Origin of the sequence: Flavobacterium lacustre (assembly GCF_027474525.2) — a bacterium.
In the GTDB taxonomy this organism is placed as follows: Bacteria; Bacteroidota; Bacteroidia; order Flavobacteriales; family Flavobacteriaceae; genus Flavobacterium; species Flavobacterium lacustre.
This window is the reverse complement of record NZ_CP114882.2, coordinates 1812113-1837813: the sequence shown is the minus strand read 5'-3', so window position 1 is coordinate 1837813 and position 25701 is coordinate 1812113. Positions and strand designations below refer to the sequence as shown.

General features: G+C 36.0%; 22 protein-coding genes. 9 read left to right on the top strand and 13 right to left on the bottom strand.

Annotation, left to right across the window (positions count from 1 at the left end; all coding sequences use genetic code 11):
- Window positions 1-24: 24 nt before the first annotated feature.
- The 8 genes from O6P34_RS08050 to O6P34_RS08015 all read right to left on the bottom strand — a co-directional run bounded on the left by O6P34_RS08050 (window position 25) and on the right by O6P34_RS08015 (window position 8267).
- Window positions 25-1413, bottom strand: a complete 1389-nt coding sequence (locus tag O6P34_RS08050) for a DUF4153 domain-containing protein (RefSeq protein WP_269683999.1) — start codon at window positions 1411-1413, stop codon at window positions 25-27.
- A gap of 54 nt (window positions 1414-1467) precedes the next feature.
- Window positions 1468-1761, bottom strand: coding sequence for a winged helix-turn-helix domain-containing protein (locus tag O6P34_RS08045; protein WP_269683998.1), 294 nt, complete (start codon window positions 1759-1761; stop codon window positions 1468-1470).
- A 2-nt stretch (window positions 1762-1763) separates the two neighbouring features.
- Window positions 1764-2378 carry a hypothetical protein gene (locus O6P34_RS08040; protein ID WP_269683997.1) on the bottom strand — a complete coding sequence of 205 codons (615 nt, stop codon included), beginning with the start codon at window positions 2376-2378 and terminating at the stop codon, window positions 1764-1766.
- A gap of 149 nt (window positions 2379-2527) precedes the next feature.
- Window positions 2528-3454 (bottom strand): magnesium transporter CorA family protein, encoded by a 927-nt coding sequence (locus O6P34_RS08035; protein WP_269683996.1) that lies wholly within the window; start codon window positions 3452-3454, stop codon window positions 2528-2530.
- 225 nt (window positions 3455-3679) lie between these two features.
- Complete coding sequence (locus O6P34_RS08030) at window positions 3680-4561, bottom strand: bifunctional 5,10-methylenetetrahydrofolate dehydrogenase/5,10-methenyltetrahydrofolate cyclohydrolase (protein ID WP_269683995.1); 882 nt, start codon at window positions 4559-4561, stop codon at window positions 3680-3682.
- Between the two features lie 68 nt (window positions 4562-4629).
- Window positions 4630-5979, bottom strand: coding sequence for a signal recognition particle protein (gene ffh, locus O6P34_RS08025; protein ID WP_269683994.1), 1350 nt, complete (start codon window positions 5977-5979; stop codon window positions 4630-4632).
- Between the two features lie 232 nt (window positions 5980-6211).
- Window positions 6212-7255: a hypothetical protein gene (locus O6P34_RS08020; RefSeq protein ID WP_269683993.1), complete on the bottom strand. Its 1044-nt coding sequence runs from the start codon at window positions 7253-7255 to the stop codon at window positions 6212-6214.
- A gap of 121 nt (window positions 7256-7376) precedes the next feature.
- Window positions 7377-8267, bottom strand: coding sequence for a hypothetical protein (locus O6P34_RS08015; protein ID WP_269683992.1), 891 nt, complete (start codon window positions 8265-8267; stop codon window positions 7377-7379).
- A gap of 115 nt (window positions 8268-8382) precedes the next feature.
- Between O6P34_RS08015 and O6P34_RS08010 the strand changes: the two genes are divergently transcribed.
- The 8 genes from O6P34_RS08010 to O6P34_RS07975 all read left to right on the top strand — a co-directional run bounded on the left by O6P34_RS08010 (window position 8383) and on the right by O6P34_RS07975 (window position 15294).
- Entirely contained in the window at window positions 8383-8904 is a 522-nt protein-coding gene (locus O6P34_RS08010) for an RNA polymerase sigma factor (RefSeq protein ID WP_269683991.1), read from the top strand.
- A 44-nt stretch (window positions 8905-8948) separates the two neighbouring features.
- Window positions 8949-9848, top strand: a complete 900-nt coding sequence (locus O6P34_RS08005; RefSeq protein WP_269683990.1) for a FecR family protein — start codon at window positions 8949-8951, stop codon at window positions 9846-9848.
- A complete protein-coding gene (locus O6P34_RS08000; RefSeq protein ID WP_269683989.1) occupies window positions 9849-12383 on the top strand; it encodes a TonB-dependent receptor in 2535 nt (844 codons plus the stop codon). It begins immediately after the preceding gene.
- 129 nt (window positions 12384-12512) lie between these two features.
- Window positions 12513-12935 carry a QcrA and Rieske domain-containing protein gene (locus O6P34_RS07995; protein ID WP_269683988.1) on the top strand — a complete coding sequence of 141 codons (423 nt, stop codon included), beginning with the start codon at window positions 12513-12515 and terminating at the stop codon, window positions 12933-12935.
- A 49-nt stretch (window positions 12936-12984) separates the two neighbouring features.
- Entirely contained in the window at window positions 12985-13371 is a 387-nt protein-coding gene (locus O6P34_RS07990) for an OB-fold protein (protein ID WP_269683987.1), read from the top strand.
- A 3-nt stretch (window positions 13372-13374) separates the two neighbouring features.
- Window positions 13375-14244 carry a DUF5777 family beta-barrel protein gene (locus O6P34_RS07985; RefSeq protein ID WP_269683986.1) on the top strand — a complete coding sequence of 290 codons (870 nt, stop codon included), beginning with the start codon at window positions 13375-13377 and terminating at the stop codon, window positions 14242-14244.
- 21 nt (window positions 14245-14265) lie between these two features.
- Window positions 14266-14742 (top strand): hypothetical protein, encoded by a 477-nt coding sequence (locus tag O6P34_RS07980; RefSeq protein ID WP_269683985.1) that lies wholly within the window; start codon window positions 14266-14268, stop codon window positions 14740-14742.
- A 69-nt stretch (window positions 14743-14811) separates the two neighbouring features.
- Entirely contained in the window at window positions 14812-15294 is a 483-nt protein-coding gene (locus O6P34_RS07975) for a YceI family protein (protein WP_281324521.1), read from the top strand.
- An 82-nt stretch (window positions 15295-15376) separates the two neighbouring features.
- Here the strand turns inward: O6P34_RS07975 and argS are convergent, their stop codons facing one another.
- Complete coding sequence (gene argS / locus O6P34_RS07970; RefSeq protein ID WP_269683983.1) at window positions 15377-17155, bottom strand: arginine--tRNA ligase; 1779 nt, start codon at window positions 17153-17155, stop codon at window positions 15377-15379.
- A gap of 194 nt (window positions 17156-17349) precedes the next feature.
- On the opposite strand from argS, the gene O6P34_RS07965 reads away from it, so the two are divergent.
- Window positions 17350-21633 carry a T9SS type B sorting domain-containing protein gene (locus O6P34_RS07965; RefSeq protein ID WP_269683982.1) on the top strand — a complete coding sequence of 1428 codons (4284 nt, stop codon included), beginning with the start codon at window positions 17350-17352 and terminating at the stop codon, window positions 21631-21633.
- Window positions 21634-22041: 408 nt separating this feature from the next.
- Here O6P34_RS07965 and O6P34_RS07960 read toward each other — a convergent pair whose 3' ends face one another.
- The 4 genes from O6P34_RS07960 to O6P34_RS07945 all read right to left on the bottom strand — a co-directional run bounded on the left by O6P34_RS07960 (window position 22042) and on the right by O6P34_RS07945 (window position 25691).
- On the bottom strand, window positions 22042-22734 hold the full coding sequence (locus O6P34_RS07960; protein ID WP_269683981.1) for a copper homeostasis protein CutC: 693 nt from the start codon (window positions 22732-22734) through the stop codon (window positions 22042-22044).
- A gap of 38 nt (window positions 22735-22772) precedes the next feature.
- A complete protein-coding gene (locus tag O6P34_RS07955) occupies window positions 22773-23780 on the bottom strand; it encodes a 3-oxoacyl-ACP synthase III family protein (RefSeq protein ID WP_269683980.1) in 1008 nt (335 codons plus the stop codon).
- A gap of 106 nt (window positions 23781-23886) precedes the next feature.
- Complete coding sequence (locus O6P34_RS07950; RefSeq protein ID WP_269683979.1) at window positions 23887-24837, bottom strand: ABC transporter ATP-binding protein; 951 nt, start codon at window positions 24835-24837, stop codon at window positions 23887-23889.
- Between the two features lie 158 nt (window positions 24838-24995).
- Complete coding sequence (locus O6P34_RS07945; RefSeq protein WP_269683978.1) at window positions 24996-25691, bottom strand: YiaD family glycine zipper/OmpA-like lipoprotein; 696 nt, start codon at window positions 25689-25691, stop codon at window positions 24996-24998.
- Between the last annotated feature and the right edge of the window lie 10 nt (window positions 25692-25701).

Here is a 25701-nt window from a genome sequence, read left to right as displayed (position 1 = left end):
TGCTGCGACAGATGGGATTTTTTTTTATTTATTAGTATCTAAAAATTCAAAATAGAGCGATTTTGACAAAATTGTTTCATTTTGAACACGCGCTGCATAACCTTCTTTATGATGGTCTTTATTTTCCACTTCTTCCGGATGGAGTTTAAAATAATCATAATACGCTTTATGATTAAAATTCAAACTGCTCAGAAAACGTTGTTCAACACCTTTGTTTACTGAAATATTATAATGTGTAATGAGATTTCCCCAGTTGACAAAACTGCAGAGTAAGATTGTTCCGTAGCAATACCAAATCATTTGATTGAAAAGAAAAGCATTTGTTTTTTGCTTGGTGATTTTTACAAAAGAAATAACCAATCCAATTATTGCCAGAATCAAGAAAGCATAAACACCCAATCTTTTATAAGTCAATCCGAAAAACGAAACATATTCTGAGTTCTTGATGATGGCACTTAGTATTAAAATTCCGTTTAAAAGAATCCAAATCTTAGCTAATTTTTTAAGATTCATAGCTTTTTCATCAAAATTAAACCCTCCTTTAAAATAGAATAAAAGAACACCAACTGCCATTATGGTCGAAAAAATAACGGCATTTACTCTTTCGTGTGTATCAGAACTTAAGTTAGATTTTTGGACCACTTCAAAAAACTGTTCGTAATTATAAGTTGCAATGAAAACCAAAAGAAGCACATTTAAAAGAAACAACGTAATCTCGCCACTTCTTCTTTCGAAGTCAATATCCAGAAACGAAAATGAATTTTGATTTTGCGTTTTGGCTTCTTCCTTAAAATCATTGTCCAGTAAATCATTCTTTTCATAACAAACTTCAGGAATCCAATAATTCCAGAAATTGAACGAAATAAAAAATCCTAAAGCGGAAAGTACAAATACTTGCCACGCATCAATATCTATATAATAATCAGTAAATAAAGACGAAAAATGATCGCTTCCAAAAGAATATACGATTAAAAACAACCCAAGAAACAGGACTGGAATAACAAAATAAGCAATCAGTTTTTTAGCAAAGCTGTTATTGACTTTTCGCTTAGGAAGATATTGACTGAACATAAATATGCGAACTAATGAAGCGATTCCGTTGATAATTATCAAAGGAAATGCCTGTAACAATTTAAGTTTGGGTTCCTGGGTTTTGAATTGTAAAAAGATAATTGACAAAGCTAGGGCAAAAAAAGAGGGAAAATCACCATACCAGGCAAACGCAAAGCAAGACAAAACCGACGTAACCACTAAAATCAAATGCAACCTACTGGTTAATTTCTCTTGAAAAAAATAACATATTAAGGCGGTTTGCATCATCCCGAAGATAGCCCAATTGAGTCCCAAATCCTCGTTGTAAAAAAGCAGTGTAAAAACCAAACTGCTGGCTAAAATAAAATGTAGTTTTTTCATAATTAAAAATTTAAAAGTACTTTGCATTTCAAAGCAAAAAGTTAAAAAAAAGGGTTATTTTGATTTAATTAATTTTTCAAGACTATTCAAGTGAGAAACAAAAGCAGTTCTGCCCATATTGGTAACGCGATACGACGTTTTTGGTTTTTTCCCTACGAACTCTTTCTTAACTTCTATATATCCCGATTTTTCTAATGCCGAAGAATGGCTTGCTAAATTACCATCAGTGATATTCAATAAAGATTTCATTTCGGTAAAATCAATCCAGTCGTTTACCATCAGAACTGACATAATGCCTAGTCTGACCCGACTTTCGAAATCTTTATTTAATTTGTCAATGATTCCCATTACTATTTGTATTTTTGGAACACAATTATTCCGTACAAGATGTGCAAAACTCCAAATCCTATTGCCCAAAAAACAAGTCCAAAACCAAGATAAAAAAGGGAAATACACCCTAAAATAATTTCAAAAGCACCTAAATATTGAATATCCGAAAAAGTATATTTCCCTGCATTAATAAGTGCTAAGCCATAAAATAACAATGTAACTGGAGCTATCAAAGCAAATAACTGATGGTATAAAAGTGCCATACAAAACACACCTCCAACCAGTAAAGGGATCGCTAGATTCAGCAACATTTTTTTAGTGGTATTAGTCCAAACCGGTAAATCGAACTTTTTACTTTTTCTCAAAGTAAAAAAGATACCGGATCCTAATGCTAAGACCAAAATTACCACCGCAATAAAAACTAATTCGATTATTAAATCGGAACTATATGTCTTTTGCTGACCATCAAAATATTCAATACCATTGTTTTCAAACAATTGATAGGCATAAATGGATCCGGCTAATGCAAATAGCCCGGCAAAGACTCCCGAAAGGCCGCTTAACGAAATAAATCTGGAAGAGCGCTCCATCATGGAACGTATATGCGATAAATCTTCTTGCAGTTTTTGACTCATAAATAAAGTACTTTGAGATACAAAGTTATTTAATATTTTCTGATTTCAAAACAGAAACCAATTTAATTTTAATAAATTGTATAAAATAAACTACTATGGGCCTTAATAGGATTTGGCAGACTAAATGCCGAGTGGTTAATTATGGAGTATCAAAACCATCTTTTTCTTTTGAATAAAAATACCCCAAAAGCAGACAGTATAACCGATATTAAAATAATAATCCATATTCCATAACGATTATCTTCTAAATCATTGGGAACATTCATCCCGTATAAACTGGCAATCAATGTGGGAATCATCAAAATGATCGAGATAGAAGTCATCTGTTTCATAATGTTATTCATATTATTTGAAATCACAGATGCATAAGCATCCATGGTTCCAGTGAGGATATCGCTATAAATATTAGTCGTTTCTTGCGCTTGACGCAATTCAATTTCAACATCTTCAAGCAATTCCGGATCAAAGTGTTCTTTTTGAGATTTTATATTTCTGATGCGATGCAACAAAATATCATTCCCTTTTAAGGACGTCATAAAGAATACCAAGCATTTTTCAATTTGAAGCAAAGCTTGTAATTCTTCATTCTTAATTGATTTTTCTAAATTATCTTCCGCCAATTTAATTTTTTGATTGACTTGTTTAAGGTATTTTAAATACCAAATACTGGAAGACAACAGCAATTTCAAAACCAAATCAAAATTATCTTTAATATCAATATTTTTACGCTGCGTATAGGTAACAAAATCCGTCAGCATTTCGGTTTTATGAAAACTCAAAGTAAGACAAACGGTATCTTTAAAAACGATTCCAACAGGAATGGTGTGAAAAGGCAATTTGATGTCATTACTCTTTACGGGGATTCGCATGATAATCAAGGTCCAACCGTTTTCAATTTCGATACGGGGTCTTTCATCAATATCTTCGATATCATTGTAAAATGCTTCAGGGATTTGAAGTGTTTCGAGCACGTACTCTTTTTCTGTAGCTGTTGGACATTCAATATTAATCCAGCAGTTGGGAGTCCATTCGTTGGTTTCGAATAATCCGCTATTGTTTTTGTAAAAAGCTCTCATTTCAAAATTCTATAAGTTGGTTCATAGCCTTTTGAAACACATTCAAAAGCTACATTAATACATTATTTCCGAATAATAATCGTCCATTTTAAAGGCCTGTTTTTAAAGTGTTGCAAAAGTATTCTTTATATTTTGAAACCGTACCAATTGCATTGCTTTTTAAGTAGTTTTTAAGACAAAAAAAAGCCCTAAACTTAGTTTAGGGCTTTAATAAAGTATTTTAGGTTACGAATTGCTTCTCATTTTTCTGGCCAAAAGTGTATTTTGTAACAACATTGCTATAGTCATGGGTCCTACTCCACCCGGAACCGGAGTAATGAAAGAGGACTTTTTGCTCACTTCATCAAAATCAACGTCACCGGTAATCACATATCCTTTTGGGTGTGAAGCATCTTCCACTCGGGTAATACCCACATCAATGATAACAACTCCATCTTTTACCATATCCGCTTTAAGATAATTGGGTACACCAAGAGCGGTAATGATAATATCTGCATTTTTGGTGAACTCTTCAATATTCTTGGTTCTGCTGTGGGTCAATGTTACTGTTGAATCTCCTGGATATCCTTTGCGGCTTAACAAAATACTCATGGGTCTTCCCACAATATGGCTACGACCAATAACTACGGTATGTTTTCCTGCGGTTTCCACTTTATAACGTTCCAACAATTGCATGATTCCAAATGGGGTTGCCGGTAAAAAAGTTTCCATTTCCAACGCCATTTTTCCAAAATTAGTAGGATGAAAACCATCTACATCTTTATCAGGATCAATAGCCATTAAAATTTTCTGTTCATCAATATGTTTAGGCAAAGGCAATTGAACGATAAACCCATCTAGATCGTCATCTTCGTTTAACTCATTGATTTTTTCAAGCAATGCTGCTTCCGAAATGTCTTCCGGCAGACTTACTAAAGTAGATTCGAAGCCAATTTGTTGACAAGATCTGACTTTGCTTCCCACATAAGTTAAACTTGCACCATTATTACCAACGATTACCGCTGCTAAATGAGGGACTTTCTCCCCATTGTTCTTCATCTTTTGTACTTCGACTGCGATTTCACTTTTGATATCTTCCGAAGTTTTTTTACCGTCTAATAATTGCATGTATACTATTGTTTGTAGTTAGTGGTTGGTTTATGTTGTCTGTTATCTGCAAACTGAATAACTGGTTTTTATCTCATCCCGCCTGGCATTCCTTTCATGCCGCCCATCATTTTCATCAGGTTTTTACCGCCCGGACCTTGCATCATTTTCATCATCTTACTCATCTGGTCAAACTGTTTCATCAATTGATTCACCTGCTCAATTTTGGTTCCCGAACCTTTTGCGATTCTGGCTTTTCTTTTCACATCAATTACAGCTGGCTTGCTTCTTTCTAACGGAGTCATGGAATGGATGATGGCTTCAATATGCTTGAATGCATCATCTTCAATTTCAACATCTTTCATGGCTTTTGAAGCACCTGGTATCATTCCAACCAAGTCTTTCATGTTACCCATTTTTTTCACTTGCTGAATTTGAGATAGGAAATCATCAAAACCAAATTCATTTTTAGCAATTTTCTTCTGAATTTTTCGGGCTTCATCTTCATCAAATTGCTCTTGAGCTCTTTCTACCAAAGACACAACATCACCCATACCAAGGATACGTTCTGCCATACGAACAGGATAGAACACATCAATAGCTTCCATTTTTTCGCCTGTACCAACAAATTTTATCGGTTTGTTGACTACCGTTTTAATAGAAATCGCTGCTCCACCACGAGTATCACCGTCTAATTTGGTCAGAATTACACCATCAAAATTTAAAATATCATTGAAGGCTTTTGCTGTATTTACAGCATCTTGTCCCGTCATGGCATCAACAACAAATAAGGTTTCTTGCGGCTGAATCGCTTGATGCACTGCTGCAATTTCTTTCATCATTTGCTCATCAACAGCCAAACGACCGGCAGTATCGACAATCACCACGTTAAAACCATTGGCTTTTGCATGCTTGATCGCGTTTTGGGCAATTTCAACCGGATTTTTATTTTCTGGTTCAGAATATACCTCAACACCTATGGAATCTCCAACAACATACAATTGCTGAATTGCCGCAGGACGATAAATATCACACGCTACCAAAAGTGGTTTTTTATTCTTTTTTGTTTGAAGATAATTGGCAAGCTTTCCAGAAAAAGTAGTTTTACCGGATCCTTGTAAACCCGACATCAAAATCACGGTTGGATTTCCGGAAAGATTGATTCCGGCAACATCGCCACCCATCAATTCCGTTAATTCATCTTTGACTAACTTCACTAATAATTGTCCGGGTTGTAGCGTAGTCAATACATCTTGACCAATTGCTTTTTCTTTTACTTTGGTGGTAAAATCTTTGGCAATTTTAAAGTTAACATCGGCATCAAGTAAGGCTCTGCGGACTTCTTTTAAAGTCTCCGCTACGTTTACTTCGGTGATTTTTCCGTGTCCTTTTAATATATGGAAGGCTTTATCTAATTTTTCGCTTAAATTATCAAACATGTTTTTTTATTTTATTGAAATGCAAAGATAAACTAATTAGATAATTAGGCAATTAGATAATTAGATATTTGAAGTGCCGATTTTAGTTTTATTAAAGGACTTTTTTTATTCAAAAAAACAAAAAAACCAGCTATAAAGCTGGCTTTGTATATGGTCTCTATACTTTAGTTTTTAAAATCATATAGTAGAATAGTATTTCATTAACTCTATCTTTCACAAAATGTATCTATCATTAGTTGATTTTAGTAAAATAGAGATAATCGGTTTCTAAACTGTTATCACTTGGATCTCTAAAACGCAATTCCGAAGTACTGAATTCAAATACTTCCCAATTTTCTTCTAATTCCTTCAAAGGATCGGCATCAAAATCTATTTTAAACTCTCTTTCGCCATTATTAGTCTTGATGGACCAAGTACCCGTTTTAGAAATTCCGGATTTAGAAGCGACTACCGTATAATCACTTTTAAAAGAAAATTGATACCCGCTGTAAACCGTAGTTTGTTCTTCATCATGATAAAAATAAGAGATTTTCCAAGCGCCATTGCTAAGCACTTGGACAAAGTCAAGTGTTGTATTTGTATTTTCTGAACAGTTGTCTAAAGCCTCTTTTATAAGATCTTCTAACTGACTATTATTGGTAACGGTTATAGGATAACCGTTTGAACTGGTAACAGTTATTGGGTATCCAACGGCAATAAATTGATTGTCTTGTAAATTATCTATAAAATAATACAACGCTTGATTGTCTTGAATAGTAAGAGAACTTGCAATTTGATTGTTACTGTCGTAACGGTTAATCAATATGGGATAATTAAAATTCAAACAGTTTATTTGGGGTAAATAATCTGATTTTTCAGCACAATCATGAAGTAAATCCGTATAATCACTTAGAGAATCTAATGTTTCTTCTTTATAATCATTGAAAATGACTGTTATCGGAAAATGAATAGAAACTACATCTGTATCAATGCTGCTCAAAGCAATGTTGTTTTCAACTAAGGCAATATCCGCAGCAGAATTTATAGTAATATCAACTGCATTGACGGTAACCGTGTATGGAAATTTAACCATAAAACAATCCGTCTGGTCTATTATATTGTCCTGTGCTGTTTTTTGCATCACAATTCGTTCAACATAAGTTGTCAGTGGAGTCGTTTTGGTGATTGTTTCCTTGGTACTGTATTGTTCGTCTGCTATTTCACTTTGACAAGAGAAAAAAACAACACTTAATACGGTTGCCAATAAAAAACCTGAAAATTTCCTGAAAAACATCATGATTTAATTTTTAATCAAATTAGCTTCAAATATAGAGAAATAAAACCTAAAATTTCCAAGCTCCTTCATAAAGAGGTATTGCTTGGAAATTCAGTACTAAATCAATACTATTACTTTTTTGTTAGTTAACATCATCACTATCAATAGTTCCGTTACCATTACTGTCTTCATTTCCATCATTTGTTCCGTCATCATCACTATCACTATCAGCTGCATCAGTGCCGTTATCATCTTCTACTGAATTATTAACTCCGTCATTATCTGAATCCTCCAAACCATCAATAATCCCATCATTATCACTGTCATCATCAGTTGCGTCTGTACCAATATGATCTTCAGTAGCATCACTCACGCCATCATCATCGCTGTCTTCTTCACCATCATTGATACCGTCATTATCACTGTCATCATCAATTGCGTCAGTGCCAATATGATCTTCGGTAGCATTACTCACTCCGTCGTCATCGCTGTCTTCATCTCCATCAGAAATACCATCGCTATCACTATCGTCGTCTCCTAAATCAGAACCGTTATGTTGTTCACTTTCGTTACTCACTCCGTCATCGTCACTATCTTCACTGGAGTCATTGATACCGTCATCATCGCTATCCACATCATACGGACTCGTTGCAGCATCACTTTCACTTGAGTTACTCAATCCGTCTGTATCGGTGTCTTCATTTCCATCGCTCACTCCGTCATTATCCGTATCGGCAACAAGAGGATTGGTTTCAGCTACTGAGCCAGTGGTTCTACTCGTTTTCCCTGTTGTACTTATCGATTGGTCAACGATTCCGTTTTTATTAAAGTCTTCAAAACCATCCAAAATACCATCTCCATCAGTATCAGGATTAGTAGGATTAGTGCCTAATTTAGCTTCGATAGCATTGGTCAAACCATCAGCATCCGGATCTAAAGAGGCATTAGCGTTGTCAATTGGCGAATCGTTTGTACAAGAAAACAGACTTAAAGAAAGTGCTGCAATTAAAGATAAAGATCTGAAAGTTTTCATAATTTGGTTGTGTTTAAAATTAATAGTGTTTGATGATAAAACAATTTAGAATCCGTCTACCCTACCCAATTTAAAAAAAAATTTACCTTTGTAAAGCCAAAAATCGAATTAATAAATGACAATTCATTCAATATCAAATACTTGCGACGAAATTGTTTTTTCATCTTTTTTTAAAAGTCAGGCGAAATCGCTTCGTAATTTTCTTTTTTATAAATATGGAAACAAAGATCAAGCAGAAGATTTAGCCCAAGAAGCTTTTATAAAACTATGGCAAAACTGCAGTGATGTACCTATAGAAAAAGCAAAATCTTACCTATATACAATTGCCAATAATAGCGCACTGAACGGAATTGCCCATGAGAAAGTAGTTTTAAAATATGAAAAAGACTTCTCTGGTTTAGACAAAACAAATGAGAATCCCGAATTCATATTAGAAGAAAAACAATTTGGAAATAAACTGTTAAAAGCAATCGAAAATTTGAACGAAACGCAAAGAGTCGCTTTTTTGATGCACCGCATTGACGGAAAAAAATACAGCGAAATTGCCGAAGAACTCAATATTGGCATAAAAGCCGTGGAGAAGAGAATTCACTTGGCTTTATTAGAACTGAGAAAAGAAATTAAAAATTTAAAGTAGGGTTTATCACTTGCAACTTGTTTTACTGATACAACACGAATAAAATGGATAAAAATAACAAATTAGCAAAATGGCTTAATAATGAGATGACTCCATCAGAACTGGCCGATTTTCAAGCAACTGAGGATTATGCGCTATACGAGAAAATTAAAAACTACTCTTCTAATTTAGAAGTAGGTGATTTTAATGAAGATAAAGTTCTTGAAACTGTCCTTAAACAAGAGAAATCAAGCCCAAAAGGTATTCCTTTATATAAAAAATGGTTCATCCAAATAGCAGCCGTATTGGTGATTGGACTCGGACTTACTTTTGTCATGCAAAACTATGCTTCAGTAACCCAATTAGCACAAAACGGTGAAAAAACAACTTTTTTACTGCCGGATAATTCCGAAGTGGTTTTGAATTCCGGTTCTGAAATACAGTATAAAAAATGGAATTGGGACAACAACAGAGCCCTGAAATTAAAAGGTGAGGCCTACTTTAAAGTAGCAAAAGGTAAGAAATTTGAAGTAGTCACAAACCTCGGAAAAGTAGCCGTTCTCGGAACCCAATTCAATGTAAAAGCCAGAGAAAACCGGTTTGATGTAACCTGTTTTGAAGGAAGGGTAAAAGTCAATTATAAAAACGCCGAATTGGTATTGACACCAGGACAAAGTGTAACTTTTGAAAACGGAAAACAAATCAATACCACCATTGAAAGCTCAAAACCGGCATGGCTGGATCATCAAATGGCTTTTGAAAAAGAAAATTTAAACCAGATAATAGCCGAAATACAAAGACAATACAAAGTCTCTATTATACTGAAAACAAAAAAGACAGATGCCCTATTCTCTGGAAAAATCCCTACTGACAATCTGGACACGGCACTCCAAATCATTGGAACAACGTATAATTTAAACTATACTAAAACAACAACGGATAAAATAATTTTTCAAGAGAAATAGATGTTTTTTAAACGGTTTTTTGTTTTAGTATTCCTCTTTATTTTTGCCTTGAATGCAGCTGCTCAAGGCAAAAACAAAACTATTGCTTTAAAACAAATTCTGATTTTAATCGAAAAACAACATCAGGTAAATTTTAATTACACCGAAAATAATCTCGGTACAATTAAAATAATACCACCTTCGAAAGCACTTTCTTTAACCGAAAAACTCCTGTATCTGGAAAAGAAAACCAATCTTTCTTTTGAAAATATTGACAATAAATTCATTAATATCTTCAATAAAAACACAATCCAAAGCAAAATAATTTGCGGATATGTGCTTTCTGAGACAGACCATAAACCAGTTGAAAATGCCAACATCCAACTTACGAATGGTAAGGGCATAACAACAAATCAAATGGGTTATTTTGAATTTAAAAAAGAAAAAGAAACCGCATTTTTAGTCAGTCACATCGGATTTAGAAGCCAAAAAATAACAAGTACTGATTTTGACAACACCAATTGCCTCACCATTTTTCTGGCCTCGGAAGTAACGGAACTTCAAGAAATTAAAACCAATTATTTTTTGACCTCAGGAATCTCAAAAAACAACAATGGTTCTTTTGAAATAAAACCAAAAAAATTCGGAATCTTACCTGGACTAATTGAACCGGATGTTTTACAAACCATGCAACAAATTCCCGGTATCAACAGCACGGACGAAAGTGTGGCCAGTATCAATGTAAGAGGCGGAACGCATGACCAGAATTTATTTTTATGGAACGGCATACGAATGTACCAAACGGGGCATTTTTTTGGTTTAATATCAGCATTCAACCCCAATCTAGCACACACGATTTCTATATATAAAAACGGAAGTTCCGCTTTTTATGGCGAAAGTGTTTCGAGTGTGGTTTCGATTTCTTCGAACCCGAACACTATTGAAAAAAATAATTTTAGTGCCGGAATAAACATGATCAATGCCGATATTTATTCTAAATTTAATATCACTAAAAAAGGATTCCTGGAAATTGCCGGACGAAAATCGATAACTGATTTTGTAGAATCACCCACGTATAAAGAGTATTTCAATAAAGCCTTTCAAAATACCAGCATAACTGATTTTGAAAACAATCAAAAAATAGATTATTCCAGCGATAAGAAATTTAGTTTCTATGATATCACTATTAAATATTCACAAAAAATTGGACTGAAAGATCATCTAATAATCGATTTAATAACAATAAACGATAAGCTTAAGGTCTTTCAAACGGCAACGATTAACAATACCATTCAATCCGAAGACAATACGTTATACCAACAAAATTATGGAGGAAATCTGTCTTGGAAACGGAACTGGAATACTAAAAACACCACAAGCATCAACTTGTACAGTTCGTATTATGAACTTGTTGCAAACAAAGGTTTAACACTGGAGAATCAAAAATTAAAACAGGAAAATCTAGTATTAGACACTGGTTTTAAAGTAGAGAACAATCATAGTATCAATAGTAAATTCACATTGAATAATGGGTATCAGTTCAACGAGATGGGTGTCACAAATTTAGACGAAGTAAATAATCCACAATTTTACCGAAAAATAAAAGACGTTTTACGAACCCATGCGATAATTCTGGAAGGCAAATACACCGATACGATCTCAAAAATATATTGCAGTACAGGAGTACGATTGAACTATATCGAAAAATTTAAAAAATACAGTATAGAGCCACGACTCCAGTTTAATTATGGCATAAGCAACCATTTAAATGTAGAAATAGTAGGAGAATATAAAAGTCAAAATTCCCAACAAACAATTGATTTACAAAAAGACTATTTCGGAATAGAAAAAAGACGTTGGATACTATCGAACGATACGACAATTCCGATTCAAAGGAGCAAACAAGCTTCTATTAGCTTATCGTACAATCAAAACCATTGGCTGCTGACCGTTGAAAATTTTTACAAAAAAGTAACCGGAATTACTAGCCAAAGCCAAGGATTTCAGAACCAATTAGAGTTTTTAAAAATAAACGGAGCCTACACCGTTATAGGAACTGAAATACTGATGCAAAAAAAAATAAATCATTTTCTGACGTGGTTGAGCTACACCTATAATGACAATAATTATAACTTCCCAAGTTTTCAGCCGCCCGTTTTTTCGAATAACTTTGAGATGGATCACGTGATTTCCTGGGCAGGAATGTATGAAAAAAACAATCTAAAAATAGCATTGGGTTCTAAATGGTATTCGGGTCGTCCGGAAACGACACCGGTAAACACCGAAATAAATGCCTCGAATCCGGTAATTAATTATAATGTTCCAAATAACAAACACCTAAGTTCTTTTTTTCAAGTCAATTTTTCCTCTACTTATAAATGGGAAAATGCTACAGGAATGCAATACAAATTGGGTTTATCAATATTGAACGTACTGAATCAAAAGAATGAAATCAATGAATATTATAGAATTAGCACACTCACTAACACAGTTGAAGAGGTAAAAACATTTGCATTGCAAAGAACGCCAAATGTAAGTTTTAGAGTGAGCTTTTAATTCTATTTGTTTTATTCCTTAGCCATAATCATGGCGATTAAAATATACTTTCAAATAAATCATTAAAAAAGCAACCCATTGGTAGGGTAAACTAAATCTGGACTGTTCTATAATTAAAAATAGCTAATTATGAATAGGAAAGAATTTTTTGCGAAAGTAGGATTTGGTGCCGCAACGGTATTATTACCCGCATGTATCGCCGGTTTAGCAACGAGTTGTAGTAGTAATAATGAAGAAAGTACCACAGCACCAACAACAGTAGATTTTATAATAGACATCTCAACCGGTTCATTAGCTACTGACGGAGGTTTTTTAGTCTCTAAAAATATAGTGGTAGCAAGAGTTGACGCAACCACTTTTCTAGCAGTTGCTGCGGCATGCACACATGAAGGTACAAATGTAAATTATGTTAGCGCAAGCAAAACGTTTCATTGCCCCAATCATGGAGCAAATTTCAGCAGTACCGGAAACCACCTAAACGGTCCTGGTACCGGAAATTTAAAACAATATAATGTATCCCTTTCCGGAAATTCATTACGGATATACTCGTAAACAATCGACCGTAATTTAAATTTTGAATTCTAATAATTCCCAACAAAAAATGAGAAAAAAAATAGCAATAGCAAGTATCGCTTTATGCCTTATTGGGTTTTCAGGTTACCAATATGTAATGCATGGAGGCGCTAGAGATTTGAGTACAGAAGAAACTGCTTTTACGGTTACCGCAACTGCAATCACAACTGAATTTTCTACTAACCCGGAATCCTCTAACAAAAAATACCTTGAAAAACCAATCGCAATTTCAGGAAAGGTTACGGCAGTTACAGGAACTGAGATTACCCTTGACAACACAGTAATTTGTAGTCTAAAAAAAGAAGAAACAAGTATCAAAAATAACCAATCAATCAGCATAAAAGGAAGAGTTGTGGGTTACGATGATTTAATGGGGGAAGTAAAAATAGACCAATGTTTTATAATCAATAAGTAAAAAATGAAAATCAAAACCTTTTTAAGCTTCATACTATTCGGTTTATCTATGCATACCGCAATGGCACAAGATGATTTATTAGATCAATTGGATGTCAAATCAGATAAAAAAGAAATAGCTACAGCCGCATTCAAAGCTTTGCAAATAGGCAATATGCAATCAACTAAATTACCGGTAAAAGGCGAACTTTATATTTTAATTTCACACCGGTTTGGCGATTTGACGGAAGGATTCCAAAACTTTTTTGGTTTAGATGATGCAAATACAAAAATCGGAGGGATTTATGGGGTTGCCAATTGGTTGTCAATAGGAGTTTCGAGACATACTTTTCAAAAAACCTATGAATTAGGTCTCAAATATAAACTAGCCAATCAAATGATTGGAGGATTCCCGATTACAATTGTAGGATACAACACACTGGATGTCAACAGCGAACTGGACAAAGTCAATTATCCGCAATTGCAATTCAGCAACCGATTAGCGTATTCTTCACAATTGCTAATTTCAAGAAAAATTTCAGAATCATTTTCTTTAGAATTTGCGACACTATACACGCACAAAAACCTGTACGACAATACAGCCGAATATACCGATTTATTGTCATTAGGGTATGGCGCCAGATACAAACTATCCAAAAGATTAAGTGTAAACTTAGAATACGCAACCCGCTTGAGTGCTTTCGAAGGTTTTTTAGCAACAAAATACCACAACCCACTTACTGTTGGATTAGACATAGAAACCGGTGGACACATTTTTCAGATGGTATTTTCAAACAGTCAGGCGATGAATGACGTAGCTGTTTTCTCTAACGCAACAGGACAGTGGGACAAAAAAGGAATTTATTTTGGATTTAATATGTACAGAGTTTTTTAATCAAAAAATCGAATAATAATTATGAAAAAAATAGCATTATTTACAATCATTGCGGCCGCTGCTGCAGCATTTTCATGTGAACCAAACACATACGAAGAAATTCAACAACCTACTGCTGATACCGGGACGGGGACTGGAACTGGGACGGGAACGGGGACGGGGACTGGAACTGGGACGGGAACGGGAACGGGAACTGGGACAGGAACGGGAACGGGAACTGGGACAGGAACCGGAACTGGGACGGGAACAACAACAAATATAACGTATGCAAAAGACATTCAGCCCATTATAACAACAAACTGCACGGCTTGTCATGGTAGTGGAGGAAAATCACCTGTTTTAACAACCTATACACAAGTAAAAAATGCAACTAGTGGTGGAAAATTATTATGCACCATTCAAGCACAGAGTTGCAAAACAATGCCACCAGCAGGAAAAATGCCTCAAGCAACTATAAATTTAATTTTACTTTGGAAAACCCAAGGATACTTACAATAAAATAAGATGAAAAAAATAACAATACTATTCGCCCTTTTACTAATGGGAAATATGGTGTTCTCTCAAAAAATGATAACACGAAACGGAAAAATAACTTTCGAAGCTTCTATGCCAAGTTTTGAAGAAATCAAAGGTATAAACAGTACAGCTTCTTGTATTCTGGATCAAGCAACAGGTGATTTTGTCGCTTTAGCCTTAATCAAGTCATTTAAATTCAAGTCCCCGTTAATGGAGGAACATTTTAATGAAAATTATATGGAATCCTCATTATTTCCAAAAGCCACTTTCAAAGGGAAAATTTTAAATTTTGATGCTAAAAAAGTAGCTGCAGCCAAAACAACTTTTGACCTCGAAGGAGATTTAACAATACATGGTGTGACCAAAAAAATTAAAACCAAAATAAATGTAACACCTTCCTCAGGAAAAATAATGGCTACTGTCAGCTTTGACATTACACCTCAAGACTACGGAATTGCAATCCCAAATCTGGTCAAAGATAAAATTGCAAAAAATATAGAAACCACTATAAATTTTACATTAGAACCGCAATAACGGCATTCGATTCATAACCAAAAAAGACTCCAAACGTACATTTGGAGTCTTTTTGTATATAGGGTAAAATAACGGTTTGTTTTTACATTCGCTCAGGAACATTAATACCGAGCAATTTAAAGGAAGCCGCAATAGTATCAGCCACTTTTTTTGACAATTGCACTCTAAAAATTTTCTTCGCCAAATCCTCTTCTCCAAGTATAGGAACCGCCTGATAAAACGAATTGTACTCACGCACTAAATCATACGTAAAATTAGCGATTAACGCAGGACTGTGATGATGTGCGGCATGTTGTATCACTTCGGGAAATAATTCAAGTTGTTTGAGTAATTCTTTCTCTTTTTCGTGTAAGCTATCCACCGCAGCAGTATTCGAAAAATCAAAATTGGCTTTGCGGATAATTGACTGAATTCGGGCATAAGTATATTGTATAAACGGTCCTGTATTTCCGGCAAAATCGACTGATTCTTCGGGATTAAAAAGGATTCGCTTTTTAGGATCTACTTTCAAAATATAATATTTCAAAGCGCCAAGACCAATGGTATTGTATAATTTAGCTTTTTCTTCGGCAGAATAGCTGTCCAATTTCCCTAAATCTTCTGCAATTTTCTGAGCGGTATCGGTCATTTCCTGCATCAAATCATCGGCATCCACTACAGTTCCTTCTCGGCTTTTCATTTTTCCGGAAGGCAAATCAACCATTCCGTAAGACAAATGAAACAAGTTGGAAGCCCAGTCAAAACCTAATTTTTTCAAGATCAAAAACAAAACTTTAAAATGATAATCCTGCTCGTTTCCTACAGTATAAACCATTCCGCCAACATCCGGCATGTCTTTTACACGTTGAATCGCAGTTCCGATATCTTGTGTCATATACACCGCGGTTCCATCCGAACGCAATACAATTTTACGGTCTAAACCTTCATCGGTCAAATCAATCCAAACCGAACCATCCGGGTCTTTTTCGAAAATTCCTTTGTCTAAACCTATCTGCACGACATCTTTTCCTAATAAATAAGTATTGCTTTCATAATAAAAGCTGTCGAAATCAACTCCAAGATTTTTATAAGTTGTGGCAAAACCATCATAAACCCATTGATTCATGGTTTTCCAAAGTGTTTTTACAGCAGCATCTCCAGCTTCCCATTTCAACAACATTTCTTGCGCTTCAAGAATAATCGGCGCTTGTTTTTTTGCCTCTTCTTCTGTTTTTCCTTCAAGCATTAATTGGGCAATTTCTTCTTTATATGCTTTATCAAAAGCTACGTAATAATTCCCAACCAGCTTATCCCCTTTCAATCCGGTAGATTCCGGTGTTTCACCGTTTCCAAATTTTTGCCAGGCTAACATCGACTTGCAAATATGAATCCCTCTGTCGTTGATGATTTGTGTTTTATAGACTTTCTTACCTGAAGCTTTGATGATTTCGGCAACAGAATAACCCAAAAGATTGTTGCGTACATGCCCCAAATGCAACGGTTTATTCGTATTAGGTGAAGAATATTCGACCATCACCGCAGTATCATTTGCCGAAGGCGCCACAAATCCGTAGGTAGTATTGTCCTTTATGGTTCCAAAGAAATCTAAATAATATGAATCTGAAATTACAATATTCAAAAACCCGGAAACCACATTAAATCGGGCTACTTCGGGAACATGGGCTACAAGATAGTTACCTATTTTATTTCCTAATTCAACAGGATTGCTTTTGATAACTTTAAGTAAAGGAAAAATAACCATGGTAATATCGCCTTCAAATTCCTTTCGGGTGGCTTGAAATTCGACTTTGTCTAAGGATACATCAAACAAAGTTTGAATGGCTGTTGCTATGGATGGCGTAAGAATCTGTTGTAATGACATGAAAACTTGATTTTAAAGTGTGCAAAGATAATTTTAATTCCTTAATATGATTCTATATTTTATTCAATTAAATGGCAAAAAAAAGACTTAATATAACCCTTTGTTGATAATAAACCCTTATGATTCTTAGTATTTTTTTATATATTGCTACAATTATTACTAATTTTACAAGTTAATAAAGTAAAACTAAAAACATGAGGAAAATAATTGTTTTTATAGTGTTATTAGTAACCTTTAGTTCAGGAGCGCAATCGGTGACCGTAAATACCACTACCTACACAGTAGAACAGTTAGTCAATCAAATCCTGATCAAGTCTCCCTGTGTTTCGGGCACCAATATCACATCAAAAACAGGAACTGATTACGGAGCTGCAAACGGCATTGGCTATTTTGAAAACAACAATCCCAACTTTCCTTTTTTGAATGGAGTCGTTTTAACGACTGGCGATGTGACCAAAATTCCGAGTCCGAACAATTCGATATTAAGTGATGGAACAGCGGTTTGGACAGGAGATTCAGATCTGGAATCCAACCTGCTCTCACAGTCCGGAATTTCAATAAATAGTGTGAATGCCAGTTATATTGAATTTGATTTCCAACCAAAAACTCCCAATTTTGATTTCTCTTTTCTGTTTGCTTCCGAAGAATACGGAACATCACAATGCAAATTCTCAGATGCATTTGCATTTTTATTAAAAGATGTAACCAGTGGTGGTGCCAATACCAATTTAGCAGTGGTTCCGGGGACTAGTATTCCGGTTTCTGTCGAAACGATCAGAGACATAGCATACAATTCGAATTGCCCTTCTGCGAACGAATCTTATTTTGGGACATTCAATGGTAGCGGTTTTGGACCTGCAATCAATTTTAACGGAGAAACGGTGGAAATGATTGCTTCGGCAACGGGTTTAAATACCAGCCACATCTACCGCATAAAAATAGTAATTGCTGATGGCGGAGGGAATACCGGCTATGATTCGGCTATATTTTTAAAAGCAAACAGTTTCAATATCGGACAAAATGTATTGGGGTTAGATTACACTCAAGCCAACAATAAAGCCATTTGTCCGGGAAATACATTACCAATTCTGTCCGCAGCGGGCTTAAGTCCGGGAACAACTTTTGTATGGAAAAAAGAAGGGGTTGCTTTTTCACCTGCCCAAACAAGTGAAACATTAGATTTAAATAGTATACTGCCTGTGATTGGCTCAGGCATTCATAAGTATACCGTTACATACATAGAACCGGGCTGTACTGCCGTTACAGATGAAATCAGTGTTGAAATTTATCCGAAAATTGGAGTGATGGCTACCGTTCCTAATCTTTACAGTTGCGATACAGGCGCCGCAAGCTATGATTTTGATTGGACAAAAATGACAACTATTATTCTGGCTGGAGTCAATCAGGCCACTACTACAACTGGACTTTTAGATGATCTCCCTGCCGAAACACTTATTTCGTATCACGAAACTAATGCGGAGGCAACAACAAATAGTGCAGCACTGAGCAACCCATATACGCTGCTAAGCACTGATAGCGGGAAACCCATTTATGTGCGCATTGAAAATCCCGTGACGGGCTGTTACGAAATAAAATCTTTTCAACTCGAAATTGTTCCAAGTCCCGCTATTGCCAATACTCCTAATGACATTACCCTTTGCAGCAGAAACTTGACAGATGTTCCGCCAAAAGCGCTGTTTGATTTTACCGCTCAAAAAGCATTGATTTTAGGGACACAAGACCCAACCTACAATTTAATTTCTTTTCACACAACTGCATCAGGAGCGACAAACAATACAGATATCATTACATTAAACACGGCCGATGAATTACTGTCAGGTTCAAGAACCATCTATGCTCGAGTGCAAAATAGCTCTAATTTAAATTGTTATGCTACAACTAGTTTTAAAATAATAGTGACCCCATTACCCGAAGTCGATCTTTTACCGGACGTTTATGTATGCAACGCTTATCCATTACCGGCATTAACAAAACCAGGAGCACAATATTGGACGGGGCCAGGAAAAACTGGAATACAACTACCGGTAGGACATGCTGTGACGACAACAAGTGTAATCTATATTTTTAATCAAATAGGAGCGTGTACCGCTGAAGATTTTTTTAAAGTGACCATTGTGAATTTGAGTGATGTAACACCGGCCTCTGCATCCTATTGTTCGCAATACAAATTGCCAGCCTTACTCTTCGGAAAATATTTTACTCAAAGTGGCGGAAGTAATACTACCGGAAACATAGAAATAGCACCGGGAACTGTACTAAATACAGCAGGTATAAATAATTTATATGTGTGGTTTGAAGACACTACGGTTACTCCGTCTTGTGTAAAGGAAATGAACTTTAAAATCACGATAATTCCATTTACTCCATTACCAAATTACACCAACAGATTTGATTGTACATCATATACTTTACCGGCCAATCCCAACGGAGGCATTTATTATTCGGGACCAAACAAAGGTTTACCAATACTGCCAGTTGGTACCGTTATCACATCCACAACAACAATTTATGTTTATAAAGAAACAGGCACAGCGCCAACAAACTGCAGCTCCGAGAAAACATTCAAAATTTTCATTGACAATTCAAGCATAACTATACCAACGGATGTGAATTCCTGCTCGTCCTACAAACTACCTGCTTTAAGTGTAGGGGAATACCGAACTGCGGCTGGCGGTGGCGGCTCAGCAATACCGGCAGGAACGTTTATCAATTCTTCAACCACACTTTGGTATTATGTGGCCGGCCTAAATTGTACGATTGACTCCCCTTTTACAATTACAATAGCCATTGCACCATTACCGGTACTTTCAGATACAACTCCACAATGTGATATTTACTATTTACCGGCAGTTGCCCACAGCGGAAATTATTATACCGGTCCTTTGGGAACTGGAAAAATCAGACCTGTTGGCTATCCGATTACAAGTACCCAAACTATATATTTTTATGATAAAGCGGCATCCGGCCCTTGCTATGTGGAAGAACAATTTATAATAACCATTTATAAATCCCCAAAAGTAGACGCCAAACCCGTAGAAGTAATAAAATGTGGACAACCTTATATCTTAGATAATTTAACCAATGGGGAATACTATGAATTTGCAGGTGGTCCTTCCCCGACAAACCCTATACTGCCTCCGGGTTATGCCATTACGTCTTCAAAAACCATTTATGTGTATGCCGCAGCGGCTGCGCCAAATACCTGTATCTCTGAATACAGTATATCAGTATTAGTTACCTATGTAAATGATATTGCCGATCAATATGCTTGCGATAGTTTTACGTTACCAACTATTGTAGGACAAGGAGACTATTACACCGCACCAAATGGACCTCACGGAACTGGAGTAAAATTAACCGCTCCTTACGCACCAATAACGGCTACAACAACCCTTTATGTATTTGCGGAAGACAACAGCAGAGTCTCTTGCTCTGATGAAGATGCTTTTACTGTCACCATATACAACACTCCTATAATAGCGCCGATTCCTGCAATTACTCGATGTGAATCATTTATTCTCCCTGCATTCACAGCACCCGCAACCCGATACTTTACGCAATCAGGCGGACCAAAAAGTACTAACATCGAAAAATTTCCGGGAGATATAATTACGGCTTCTACTACTATTTATGCTTATGCGGAGTCCGGAACGCCATCAACTCAACGGTGTACGGACGAAGAACCTATGGCAATTACCATTACCGATAAACCCAAAGCAATACTGAATGTGCCTCCTGTTTGTCACGATTTTGAAACAGGAGTAGTAACTAATGCCTACATAACAAGTGGATTTACAGCGCCACAATATGCCTTTGAATGGAAAAAAGAAGATGGAACTGTCGTGGGTACCGCTGCCGATTTTTCGACTAACGAACCCGGAAATTACACCTTAACAGTGACCGATGTATCCATTTTTGGCTGTACTGCAGACCCCGTTCCCTTTACCGTTATCGAATCCGCAGGACCGGCATCTATCGCTTTTGAAACTTCGGGCTGGTTTAGTGACAATCAAACCATCACTGTGAATGCAGTACCAAGCATCGGAAACGGATCTAATTTTCTGTACGCCTTAGATGGTGGTTCTCCTCAAACAAGTAATGTGTTTACAAATGTAAGTTCCGGAAACCATGAAATAACAATAAGTGACTTAAACGGATGTGGAGAAACAATTCCGGTGACCGTTCATTTGATTAACAGTCCTAAATTTTTCACGCCAAATGGAGATGGTTTCAACGAATCCTGGAATATTATAGGATTGCCTGTTCAAAATAAATCGGTTATCTACATTTTTGACCGCTACGGAAAATTATTGAAAGAACTCGATCCAAATGGTACAGGTTGGGATGGGACCTATAATGGCTACCCGCTTCCTGCGGATGACTATTGGTTTTCAATAGCCTATACCGAAAATAATGTTGCCCGGGAATACCGCTCGCATTTTTCGTTGAAACGTTAAATTAAAATAAAAAAACACCATTAGACATAAGACTTCATATTCCTAATTAGCAAATTAATTATCAAATAGTTAAACACAATTAATGATTTGACAGTTCCATTTTACACACCCATAATCTGATTATTTTTTACAAAGAGTGTAACAACTTATTGATTTGTCAGTCTTATGAATCAAAAAGCAAAGTATTTATCTTTTTTAGTATTGAGTACACCAATACTAAATCGAAACCTGATAGTGCGGATTTAGTGCTATTTTCAATACTATGAATTTTGCTTTTGAAGAGGAAACCAAAAAAATAAAAAGTCCAGTTTAAAAAGGAGCCCAAAGGTAGTAATGGGTTTTAATAGCAGTTTTAAATAATGAGTTGCAAAGAAAAACCCAGAGTATGCCACTCTGGGTTTTTCTGTTTTAAATAGCATTTTGTACTACACCAAGTTCATTTTTTAACGCACTTATTTCAGTTCCGTTTGCCGTTTCACTTTGGTCAATTATGGCAGAAGAATGATAGAAATGAGCCCCGGTCTTTTCTTTTAATAAAGCAATATTGGTGGAACGTAATCCGCCGCCGGGCATTACAACAATTCTAGAGTTCGCTTTTTGAACTAATTCAGATAAAACGGCAATCCCTTCAACTACATCTTTTTGCTGTCCGGAAGTCAAAATAGTGGTAAAACCACATGCAATTATTGCTTCAAGCGACTCTTCCCTGTTTTTTACCACATCAAAAGCGCGATGAAACGTACAGGAATAGGGCTGAGCCAATGCGACTAATGCACTGTTTTGTTCTGTATTGACGCTTCCGTCTTCTTTTAAAATTCCAAAAACAAAACCATCAACCTTTATCTTTTTAAAGGATTCAATAGCCTTTTTCATCTGTTGAAATTCAGCATCAGTGCAGACAAAATCACCGCCACGAGGACGAATCATAACATACAAATCAATTGTCAATGCAACACGGACCGCTTTCACGATTTCAAAATCAGGGGTTGTTCCTCCTGAACGGATGTCAGCACACAATTCTACTCGGTTAGCGCCATTTTGTTGAGCTATAACAGCTGATTCCAAATTAAAACACGCAATTTCCAGTTGTTTATTTTTCATTTAGTTCCAAAAAAATTTGACACTACAACTAAAAAATACTACCATTTGATAATAGCACTTGCCCAGGTAAAACCACTACCAAAAGCAGCTAAAACCACTGTATCTCCGCTTTTTATTTTGCCTTGTTCCCAAGCTTCGGTCAAAGCAATCGGAATAGAAGCGGCTGTCGTATTTCCGTATTTTTGAATATTATTAAAAACCTGATCATCGGTTAGATGAAATTTCTTTTGTATAAATTGAGAAATCCTCAAATTAGCCTGATGCGGAATCAGCATATCAATGTCGGATACCTCCAAATTATTGGCTGCTAATCCTTCATTAATCACTTCAGAGAAACGTACTACTGCATTTTTAAATACAAATTGCCCGTTCATATATGGAAAATAACTTTCGTCATCCGGATCATTTTCTGCCAAAATATCTGTAACCCAACGGCCTCCCATTCCGGGTGCTTTCACGATTAATTCTTCAGCATGCTGGCCTTCAGAATGCAAATGGGTGGATAAAATTCCTTTGCTTAAATCTTCTTCACGGCTCAAAACAGCGGCTCCTGCTCCATCTCCAAAAATCACCGAAACCCCTCTGCCACGCGTAGTCATGTCTAATCCTGTCGATTGCAATTCAGAACCAATCACCAAAACATTTTTATACATTCCGGTTTTAATGTATTGATCCGCAACAGAAAGTGCGTAAACAAAACCGGAACACTGATTTCTGACATCTAATGCACCAACCGTTCTCAAACCTAAATCCCGTTGTACCAAAACTCCCGGACCAGGAAAATAATAATCCGGACTTAAGGTCGCAAAAACAATAAAATCGATGTCTTCTTTAGCAACTCCTGAACGTTCAATAGCAATTGTAGCGGCTTTTACTCCCATAGTGGTCGTAGTATCTTCGCCACGGATAATATGCCTGCGTTCCTGAATACCGGTTCGTTCTTGTATCCATTCATCATTGGTATCAATAATTTTAGACAAATCGGCGTTTGTAACAATATTGGAAGGAACATAATATCCTAATCCTGTAATTTTTGAATGGTACATAATGGTTTATTTGTTATAAAATTGGACTGCTAAGCGAAACATGGTTTAAAATGCTTATCTAATTTAGTAATAATTTTGGTAATTTCAATTTTCGCCTCCAATAAATTTAAATCCGTAAGCCCAAACAAACTTTCGTGCCTGCGGTTAAAGGGGTAAAACTGTCAAAGAAAATTACTTTTTGGGCAACTACGGCTTTTGTCAGATAATGGCTGCCTTTAAAATAAGATTGTCGCACCTCCACTTGCAAAATCCCATCGGCAATTACCTCCAATTGATGCGGATACAACAAAACCGTTTGATCCGCTCCGGCTGCAACAGAAGCCAACTGCGATAATTGTAACACATTGACTTCGCCAAAAAGGGAAGCGATATAAGGATTGGAAGGATTTTGAAATAATTCTTTTGGACTGCTTTGGGCAATAACTTTCCCGTTTTGCATCACAATCGTTTGGTCCGAAAAAGACAAAGCATCCGTACTGTCATGTGTGGCGATAATACAGGTAATTTGTTTTTCTTTTAAATACTGAAATAAATTACGGCGCAATGCATTTTTTCGAAACGAATCAATTTGACTGAAAGGCTCATCTAACAAAAGAATTTCTGGTTCTAAAGCTAAAACTCGGGCTAATGCTACACGCTGTTGTTGACCGCCACTCAGATATTTGGCTTTAACTTGAGCATATTCGGTCATTTCAACCATTTCTAAAAGTTCCTGAACTCGGGCTTGCTTCTTATCTTTATAAATATTCGACAAAAATTTACCCACATTTTCTTCGACAGTGATGTAAGGCATCAGGTCAAAATCCTGGGCTAAGTATTTAATAAAATCCGCTCCGGGAATCAGGTTGTACTTGGGGCCAAGAATGGGTTTTCCATCATATGAAATGGTGCCGGCATCTAAATCGTACAAACCGTAAATTAATTTCAAAAGGGTGCTTTTGCCACAACCGCTTTCGCCGATTACAGCTATATTTTGTCCTTTGGGAACCGTAAAACTGACAGCTTCGATAACGGCAGCTTTGATATAGGTAAAGGAAATATTTTCTAGTTCGAGCATATTCTATATTTGAAAAGCCAAATTTACACTGTTTATACCATTTTACCACGGAAAAGAACAGCGTTTTTTATTTCAAATGGAATCTTAACTAAAGTCTTGTAAACAAAAAAAAGCTACTTCTTTTGAAGTAGCTTTTAGTATACATTAAAAAGGAATCGTTAGTTTTTAACTTCGGTTTTAGCCTCTTGAATCATTTTTTCATTGGCCGTGATAGCAAACTCAACACGACGGTTTTGACTTCTTCCTTCAGCAGTTTCATTGGATGCAATCGGATCAGCAATTCCCAATCCGGTTACTTGAAAACGGCTGGAAGAAACCCCTTGACTAGACAAATAATTACGAACCGATGCCGCTCTTTCTGCAGAAAGTTTCAAATTATAATCTGCTGGACCCGTACTGTCGGTATACCCATAAATAATAATATCAGTGTCTGGATATTCTTTAAAAACAGGAACTATTTTATCTAAATTAGCTTTGGCAGTTGGGGTTAAAGAAGATTTATTCGTATCAAAACGAACGGCATTTTCATTCAAAACCAATTTAATTCCTTCCCCCACACGAACCACTTCTGCTCCGGGAAGAGCGGCATCAATTTCTCTGGCTTGTTTATCCATTTTGTTACCAATAACGCCTCCGGCAACTCCTCCTACAACTCCTCCTAAAACTGCTCCAAGGGCTCCTTTTCCGCCTTTTCCAAGGTTGTTTCCAAGAATTCCTCCGATTACAGCACCACTTACAGCTCCGATTCCGGCTCCTTTTTGAGTATTATTGGTATTCTTTAATGCTTCACAACTGGTAAACATTGAACCCATAACCAGTAGGGCAGCTATCGCTACTATTGAAATCTTTTTCATATCTATATAT

Bases quoted from the DNA above. Each gene is read 5' to 3' on its own strand.
- O6P34_RS08050 (WP_269683999.1), bottom strand. From the start codon at position 1,413: ATGAAAAAACTACATTTTATTTTAGCCAGCAGTTTGGTTTTTACACTG.
- O6P34_RS08045 (WP_269683998.1), bottom strand. From the start codon at position 1,761: ATGGGAATCATTGACAAATTAAATAAAGATTTCGAAAGTCGGGTCAGA.
- O6P34_RS08040 (WP_269683997.1), bottom strand. From the start codon at position 2,378: ATGAGTCAAAAACTGCAAGAAGATTTATCGCATATACGTTCCATGATG.
- O6P34_RS08035 (WP_269683996.1), bottom strand. From the start codon at position 3,454: ATGAGAGCTTTTTACAAAAACAATAGCGGATTATTCGAAACCAACGAA.
- O6P34_RS08030 (WP_269683995.1), bottom strand. From the start codon at position 4,561: ATGCAATTATTAGACGGTAAAAAAACTTCGGAAGATATCAAAAGTGAA.
- ffh (WP_269683994.1), bottom strand. From the start codon at position 5,979: ATGTTTGATAATTTAAGCGAAAAATTAGATAAAGCCTTCCATATATTA.
- O6P34_RS08020 (WP_269683993.1), bottom strand. From the start codon at position 7,255: ATGATGTTTTTCAGGAAATTTTCAGGTTTTTTATTGGCAACCGTATTA.
- O6P34_RS08015 (WP_269683992.1), bottom strand. From the start codon at position 8,267: ATGAAAACTTTCAGATCTTTATCTTTAATTGCAGCACTTTCTTTAAGT.
- O6P34_RS08010 (WP_269683991.1), top strand. From the start codon at position 8,383: ATGACAATTCATTCAATATCAAATACTTGCGACGAAATTGTTTTTTCA.
- O6P34_RS08005 (WP_269683990.1), top strand. From the start codon at position 8,949: ATGGATAAAAATAACAAATTAGCAAAATGGCTTAATAATGAGATGACT.
- O6P34_RS08000 (WP_269683989.1), top strand. From the start codon at position 9,849: ATGTTTTTTAAACGGTTTTTTGTTTTAGTATTCCTCTTTATTTTTGCC.
- O6P34_RS07995 (WP_269683988.1), top strand. From the start codon at position 12,513: ATGAATAGGAAAGAATTTTTTGCGAAAGTAGGATTTGGTGCCGCAACG.
- O6P34_RS07990 (WP_269683987.1), top strand. From the start codon at position 12,985: ATGAGAAAAAAAATAGCAATAGCAAGTATCGCTTTATGCCTTATTGGG.
- O6P34_RS07985 (WP_269683986.1), top strand. From the start codon at position 13,375: ATGAAAATCAAAACCTTTTTAAGCTTCATACTATTCGGTTTATCTATG.
- O6P34_RS07980 (WP_269683985.1), top strand. From the start codon at position 14,266: ATGAAAAAAATAGCATTATTTACAATCATTGCGGCCGCTGCTGCAGCA.
- O6P34_RS07975 (WP_281324521.1), top strand. From the start codon at position 14,812: ATGATAACACGAAACGGAAAAATAACTTTCGAAGCTTCTATGCCAAGT.
- argS (WP_269683983.1), bottom strand. From the start codon at position 17,155: ATGTCATTACAACAGATTCTTACGCCATCCATAGCAACAGCCATTCAA.
- O6P34_RS07965 (WP_269683982.1), top strand. From the start codon at position 17,350: ATGAGGAAAATAATTGTTTTTATAGTGTTATTAGTAACCTTTAGTTCA.
- O6P34_RS07960 (WP_269683981.1), bottom strand. From the start codon at position 22,734: ATGAAAAATAAACAACTGGAAATTGCGTGTTTTAATTTGGAATCAGCT.
- O6P34_RS07955 (WP_269683980.1), bottom strand. From the start codon at position 23,780: ATGTACCATTCAAAAATTACAGGATTAGGATATTATGTTCCTTCCAAT.
- O6P34_RS07950 (WP_269683979.1), bottom strand. From the start codon at position 24,837: ATGCTCGAACTAGAAAATATTTCCTTTACCTATATCAAAGCTGCCGTT.
- O6P34_RS07945 (WP_269683978.1), bottom strand. From the start codon at position 25,691: ATGAAAAAGATTTCAATAGTAGCGATAGCTGCCCTACTGGTTATGGGT.